The sequence below is a fragment of the Lysinibacillus sp. GW821-FHT14F06 genome (genome assembly GCF_058803665.1).
The window spans coordinates 56,424-63,565 of the sequence record NZ_JBXAPF010000026.1 but is presented as its reverse complement, the minus strand read 5'-3'; the positions used below and the strand labels follow the sequence as shown (position 1 = coordinate 63,565).

General features: G+C 35.7%; 7 protein-coding genes. 6 read left to right on the top strand and 1 reads right to left on the bottom strand.

The annotated features are described in order from the left end of the window. Positions 1-83: 83 nt before the first annotated feature. Complete coding sequence (locus tag AC1RNS_RS19480; protein ID WP_492995066.1) at positions 84-1,202, top strand: C40 family peptidase; 1,119 nt, start codon at positions 84-86, stop codon at positions 1,200-1,202. 94 nt (positions 1,203-1,296) lie between these two features. Here AC1RNS_RS19480 and ytvI read toward each other — a convergent pair whose 3' ends face one another. Then, positions 1,297-2,355: a sporulation integral membrane protein YtvI gene (gene ytvI, locus AC1RNS_RS19475; RefSeq protein WP_492995065.1), complete on the bottom strand. Its 1,059-nt coding sequence runs from the start codon at positions 2,353-2,355 to the stop codon at positions 1,297-1,299. A gap of 81 nt (positions 2,356-2,436) precedes the next feature. Between ytvI and AC1RNS_RS19470 the strand changes: the two genes are divergently transcribed. The 5 genes from AC1RNS_RS19470 (at position 2,437) to AC1RNS_RS19450 (ending at position 7,134) form a co-directional block, all read left to right on the top strand. Then, positions 2,437-2,985 (top strand): hypothetical protein, encoded by a 549-nt coding sequence (locus AC1RNS_RS19470; protein WP_492995064.1) that lies wholly within the window; start codon positions 2,437-2,439, stop codon positions 2,983-2,985. 90 nt (positions 2,986-3,075) lie between these two features. Beyond that, on the top strand, positions 3,076-3,621 hold the full coding sequence (locus AC1RNS_RS19465) for a glutathione peroxidase (RefSeq protein WP_492995062.1): 546 nt from the start codon (positions 3,076-3,078) through the stop codon (positions 3,619-3,621). A 558-nt stretch (positions 3,622-4,179) separates the two neighbouring features. After that, on the top strand, positions 4,180-5,118 hold the full coding sequence (locus AC1RNS_RS19460) for an ABC transporter ATP-binding protein (RefSeq protein ID WP_492995060.1): 939 nt from the start codon (positions 4,180-4,182) through the stop codon (positions 5,116-5,118). 3 nt (positions 5,119-5,121) lie between these two features. Beyond that, on the top strand, positions 5,122-5,880 hold the full coding sequence (locus AC1RNS_RS19455; RefSeq protein ID WP_492995059.1) for an ABC transporter permease: 759 nt from the start codon (positions 5,122-5,124) through the stop codon (positions 5,878-5,880). A 21-nt stretch (positions 5,881-5,901) separates the two neighbouring features. Continuing rightward, positions 5,902-7,134, top strand: a complete 1,233-nt coding sequence (locus AC1RNS_RS19450) for an aminopeptidase (RefSeq protein ID WP_492995058.1) — start codon at positions 5,902-5,904, stop codon at positions 7,132-7,134. Positions 7,135-7,142: the final 8 nt, after the last annotated feature.

Here is a 7,142-nt window from a genome sequence, read left to right as displayed (position 1 = left end):
ACAAATTTACAAATATACATCGTTCAAGTGATTACATAGAACACGAGAAACGAAATTGATGAGATGAAGGGAAAGAAGTTAACGTGGGTAAGCGCAATAAATGGCGTAAGTCGATGGTACTAGCACTGGCACTAGCTGGCGGCTTATTATTTAATACAGTACAACCAACAGAAGTGCATGCAGAAGAAACTTCTCAACAAATGATCGAAAAAAAAGCTAAAATAGATGCAGAAATTAAAAAACTTCAAGAAGAATTAACAAAACTACAGCAAGAGATTGATGAAAAAGTAAAAGTATTTAATCAGGTTCAGGCAGATATTAAAGAAATTGATGCAAGTATTGCTGAAACAGAAAAACGTATTGAGCAGCGTTCAGCGATTTTAAGCGAGCGTATGGCTGCATACCAAGCACAGGATAACACAGTGGGTGTCTATTTAAGCGTAGTCCTTGAAGCAAAAAGCTTTGCAGATTTAATGGACCGTGTCGTAGCGGTTAAAACATTAATGGACGCTGACCAAGAACTAGTTGATCAACAGGAAGCAGACAAGGCTAGCTTAGAGCAACAAAAGGCAACATTAGATGAAAAACAAAAAGAGCTTCAAAAACAATTCCAAGAGCTTCAACAAAAGGAAAGCGAGATGGAAGTGAAAAAGGCTGAAAGTGAAGCTAAGTCACTTGCATTAAAAGCACAAATTGCGACAAAACAAGAAGAAGAACGTTTAGAAGCTGAACGTAAAGCGGCAGAGGAAGAAGCAGCTCGTTTACGTGCACTTCAAGCAGCTACTCCGGCTGTACAAGCTTCAAATAACGGAGGCAAAATTGTTTTCGGTTCAGGTACAGGTACAGCATCTTCAGGTGATGCTATTTCAACTGCAAAGCAATTCCTAGGCCGTAGTTATGTTTGGGGTGGAAGTAACCCATCGACAGGATTTGACTGTTCAGGTCTTGTGCAATGGTCTTACAAACAAGCTGGTGTATCTTTACCACGTACAGCATCACAACAATATCTAGCAACTCAACGTATTTCAGCAAGTGAAGCACGTGTAGGTGACCTTGTATTCTTCAGCTATGGCTCTGGTGTAGCGCATGTAGGTATTTATTTAGGAAACAACACAATGATTGATGCTCAAAATAAGGGTGTTGTTGTTGAATCACTTGATTGGTGGAATCAGTATTTAGTTGGCTTTGGTCGTATTCAATAAGCTCAGCTAATATATAGACGATTGAATTAACAAAAAGGTCATCTTTGTTTTACAAAGATGGCCTTTTTTTTGATACATTATTTCTTACACATGATTAAAGTTTAAAATTCAATTTGATAATACCTGTTTCTTTTAATGCAACGAAGAAAATAATAACGAAGGGTCCAGCAAGTAACCCTATAACACCAAATAATTGTAGACCGATAAACATAGCTATTAATGTTGGTAAAGTGGATAACCCAATATGGTCTCCCATTAATTTAGGCTCGACTACTCGACGAATAATGAGTAAAATAGCTGCTAAGATGAATAATTTTACAGCGATAGATATATTTCCTATCAGTAGGTGATAAAGTGCCCAGGGTGCCAAGATAATAATGGAACCAAGGAAAGGAATAATGTCAATGATCCATATAATGATGGTCATTGTTACAGCATATTTAGGTTGAATTAATAAAAGGCCGATTAGTGTGACGCCACCAATGATAAAACTAACAAATAAATGTGCCTTCATATAACCAAAAATAGCATCCTTTAAGCGATTTAAAATAATCTTTAATTTGTTTGCTGTGCTAGGCTTCAAATATTTATAAGTGATCTGTTTTAATTTAGGCAGATCTAGCATAAATAGAAAGAGAGCAATCATATATACGAGAAGACTAATGAATAGGCTTGGAATTTCTGAAAAGAAGGCTGTAACTTTGGTATAATTAAAGAAATTCAAAAAAGATTCTTCAATTTTCTTAATGAAATCCATCGTTGTATTTTGAAGCGAGGCACTTACTTCAGGTGGAAAGTCTTCTGTGTATTTAGAAATGTTTTCTTGCATAGTTAGCCACATTTCTGATAGCTTTGAAATATAGTAGGGAGCTTGCTTTGAAACTAATATTATTTGAGACATAAGTTGTGTAATCGTAAAGTAACAAATAATAGTAATTAGGATAACACTCACTATGTAAATAACAGCAACTGCAATTTTCCGTGACATTTTCCATTGCCGTTTAAAGAACATAACAATTGGCTCTAAAAAAAATGCAGTGACACCTGCTAAGATGATCGGTACAGAAACAGGGATAATAAAATATGCAGCCGCGATTATAGAAATAATCATTATCAATCTAAAAATCAGTTTCCTAGTATTTAATTTATTCATATATTCACCTTCTTTACGCAAATTAATATAAGTGTACCATAAAAATTTTACGTTCTGACACAATAAAGGTAGGGATGAATGATGGAAAAAGAAATTTTGCAGCTTTTTAGTAATTTAACAGAGCGTGACCATGAAATTCAATATGCATCTTACGAAGAATTAATGAAAATTATGCAGGAACCAGTTGATTGGACATATGCAGTTTGGGAACAACTTGTTCAAGCTCTTACATATAAAGATGGTCATATGCGCGCGCTTGCAGCACAATTTTTATGCGCATTAGCAGCTAAAAGTGATCCAGAAGAAAGAGTATTGGAAGACTTCTTAAAGATTTGGGCTGTAACTTATGATGAAAGAATTGAAACGGTAAGGCATACTCTACAGGCCATTTGGAAAATAGGGTTAGCAGGGCAGGTACAACGGGATTTAGTCGTTTCCTATTTGGCTAAAAGGTTTCAGACATGTCTAGATGAAAAACATTCAACATTAATACGTTATGATATTGTAGTATCTTTTAAGAAATTATATGATGCCACGAATAATCCTAAGGTGCTGGACATTGTGAAACGTTTAATTGAGGAAGAGCAAGATATGAAAAACAAAAAGAAATATAGGGCAGCCATCCGTTAAAAGTAATGGAATGGCTTTTTTTAATGCAAATCCTTTTGTGAGTAGAAGGAAGTTTACTATAATGTAGGAAAAAAGTAAGGGGATTAAAACATGAGTATTTATAATTATTTAGTAAAGAAGCCAAATGGTGAGATTTTATCAATGGAGACCTACCGAGGAAAAACACTGCTAATTGTCAATACAGCTAATCAATGTCGTTTTACATATCAGTTCGAAGACTTGCAAAAAGTGTACGACAAATATGGCAAGGAGAATTTTGTTGTGTTAGGCTTCCCTTGCGATCAATTTGGAAATCAAAACCCTGAGGATGGTGAGCAAACTACACATCTTTGTCAGGTTAACTATGGTGTAACATTCCCGATTTTTGAGATAGTGCAGGTCAATGGAGATGCAACACATCCACTGTTTAATTATTTAAAGCACGAGGTCGATTATCGCTCCTTTGGAAAAGCAAACATGCAGGAAAAAATGCTTGCAGAATCAATACTTCAAATAGCGCCTAGTTTTTTAGAGGGTCGTAATATCCGTTGGAACTTTACAAAATTCTTAATCGATGTAAATGGCAAAACAGTGTCACGCTTTGAGCCTACGGATTCTCAGCTTGATATCGAGCAGGCTATTGAAAAAATCCTATAAATATTACTAAAGATAGTATGATCGGGAATTCGACGAGAAATCGTAAGTACAGGAATTATAATGGTAGACCATTGCAAATATTGAAGATTTTTTTATGACATATTATGTAAGGTAATATGAGCTGTACAAACCAGGAGATCAACCTTTATTTGAACGTATAGCTACTCTTCCGAAGCAGGAGGATATGCGGCAAATACGAAGTCTCTGAGCTATAGCAAAAGCAGTTTATCCTGAGCTATTTAAATAAAATCTAAACCTTCAAACTGTCCTAAATAAGGGCAGTTTTTTTGTTGTTTTTTGAAAAAAAACTGCATTTTTTAACCTAATTTTAACCTTCAGAATGTATTTTGAAGGAGAGGGGTTTTTTACATGATAACTGTGATTGACCTTCTTATTTCTTCAATGGAAGATGAGGTGAAAAGTAATGATGTTTCCACCACCATCATATCCGTCTCGTACGGGCGATAAAGTACCTATAGGTAGATAATTTGTTTGAAGGTCTGGCTTATTTGGTCAGACCTCCATCTATCAAAATTTTAACAGGGAAGGCTGTTTAGTATGCTTGAACCAGTATATGAGTTAGAAAATGTAACTTTTTACTACAAAAAAGGAAGGTATAAAGCGAATGATGGCATTTCACTGACCATATATAAAGGAGAAATCATTGGAATTTTAGGACCGAACGGGGCAGGAAAAACAACATTGATAAAGCAAATGATTGGTCAATTAGCACCTGCAGAAGGATCAGTGAAATTTCAAGGACAGGAAGTTACCAGAAATACAAAGGATGTCATTCAGCAAATCGCTTATTATTCACAAGAGACCTTTGCTTTATCATTTTTAAAAACATGGGAAGCCATTTATTTTACGGGAAGATTAAAGGGCTTATCTAAAAAGGAAGCAAAGCAGCAGACGGAGGGCATTCTGCTGCGTTTAGGCATGGAGACATATCGAAATAAGCTAGTATCTAAACTTTCTGGAGGACAAAGAAGGCTTATTAGCTTGGGAACGACTTTGATAGGGCAGTCATCAGTCATCATTCTGGATGAACCTACAAATGAGTTAGATCCATTAAAACGGAAATTAGTGTGGGAAATCATCCGTGAGCTAAATCACAAGGGCACAACAATTATTTTGGTGACTCACAATATTTTGGAAGCTGAAAAAGTTGTACATCGTGTAGCTGTTATAGATAATGGAAGGCTTTTAGCCATTGATCATGTGGAGAAGCTGAAGAGAAAGGTGGATCAACGAATGCGTTTAGAAATTTATGCGCAGGAAGCTTCTATTCAAAAGGTCCAAGATTGTCTTGAAGTTTTCGGGAAAATGGAATTAGTAGAGGATGCCAAGCTTTCAATGCTAATTGAAAAAAATACTATTCGTACAGTTATTGATTTGATACAGGATGAGACATTAAACATTAGCCAATACTCACTGCTACCACCAAGTCTAGAGGATGTCTATTCTATGCTTCAAGAGCAACAGAGGAGTGAATAGCGAATGACAACAAACCCCTTCACTCAATTTTTTATTGAATTGTTTATCCTCTTTCGAATACAAATCGCCATTGTACGCCACCAATTATGGTGGATTATTGCTATGTCTGCAATATTTCCAATAGTCACTTTGGTTTTCCTTAATTTTCTACTAGGAGAATCCAGTCAAGAACAGTTGGCACGATTAATTATTGGAAATATGGTTTTTAGTATTCTGTTAATGGGGATGAATATTTTAGGACAGGATATCTCCTATCAAAAATTTGGAGGCTATTTTACATATTACGCATCACTTCCCATCCGTAAAGTTAATTTCATATTATCCTTGTTATTTTACGGAATTTTAACCTCCCTACCATCCTTTATCATCGTATTTATTTTAGGCCAGCGTATTTATGGTGTGAGTCTCCATTTCGAATGGCTTCTACTGCCAGTAGCACTATTGGCGATCTTTAGTGTAGTAGGAATTGGTGTACTAATGGGATTTTTATCGCCAAATCCGCAATTCACAAATATTGTCGCTCAATTTTTATTGATGTTTGTCACTTTTTTAACTCCAGTTATGATAGAAATAACCGATCTTCCGAGGATTCTTCAATGGATTTCCTATGTGCTGCCAACAACGTATGTCGCGAATATTCTCCATGAGATGCTTACTGTAGGGTGGACAGTATCTTTATTTAAAGAAGTATTTATTTTAATCATTTTTTCATGTATTTCCTATCTATTGATAAGTAAAAAAATACATTGGCGCGTTCAATAAATAATAGGGAGTTAATATAAAATGAAAACGTTTGAACATAAGGTAGAGCAGTATGCGGAGTTAATCATAAAAGTAGGAATAAATATTCAACAGGGGCAGACATTAGTAATTTCTGCATCTATTACTGCTGCTGATTTTGTCAGAAGAATTTGTCGATATGCTTATATCAATGGCGCGCATTTTGTTTATGTAAAATGGATTGACGAAGAGCTGGCTCGCATTGAATGCGAATTAATGTCAGAACAGGGGTTGGGATATACACCCGATTGGCTTGTAAAAGGTTACGAAGAGCTGGCAAGTGATGGTGCTGCCTTTCTTTATATTATTTCACCTCATCTGCAAAATATGGAGGGAATCGATCCCATTAAAGTAGAAAAAGCTGAATATGCTTCGGCAATTGCCTTCCGTTCCTTTACTGAAAAATTGATCAGCATGCAAGTGAGCTGGACTGTTGTTGCTTATCCTACGGAGAAATGGGCAGAGTCTATCTTTCCTCATATGGTGCCAAAGGATGGACTAGAGCAGCTATGGGAGGAGTTTTTTAAGATAATGAAATTGGATAATGAAAATCCAATAGCAGCATGGGAGCAGCATATAGAAGAATTAAATAAAAGGGCAGCATTATTAAACAATAAGCATTTTAGATATTTACATTTTATCTGTGAAGGCACAGACTTAAAAATCGAATTACCAAAAAATCATTATTGGTTGAATGGCTTAGAAACAAATGACAATGGAACACCATTTATTTGTAATATGCCAACAGAAGAGATTTATACAACACCACTTAAAACGGGTGTTAATGGGGTCGTTAAAAATACAAAGCCATTAGTTTATGAAGGGCAGGTAATTGATGATTTTACCCTTACTTTTAAAGATGGAGAGATTATTGATTGTAGTGCAGAAAAAGGGCTGGATGTGTTAAATGGTATTTTGCATAAAGATGAGGGAGCAAAATATATTGGTGAGGTTGCATTAGTGCCCCATGACTCTGTTATCTCAGCAAGTAATCTTATTTTTTACCATGCTTTATTGGATGAGAATGCATCCTGTCATTTAGCGATTGGGCAGGCATATACATCAGGCTTGAAAGAGGAAGATAGAGTAGATCATGAAAATAGTATTAATTCTAGTATAATCCATGTTGATTTTATGATTGGCTCCCAGCATTTACAAGTGAATGGTGTTCATGATGACGGCTCAATGGAACCAATTTTGATGCATGGAAAATGGGTATCTAAATTTACCGATTAGAAGGAGGG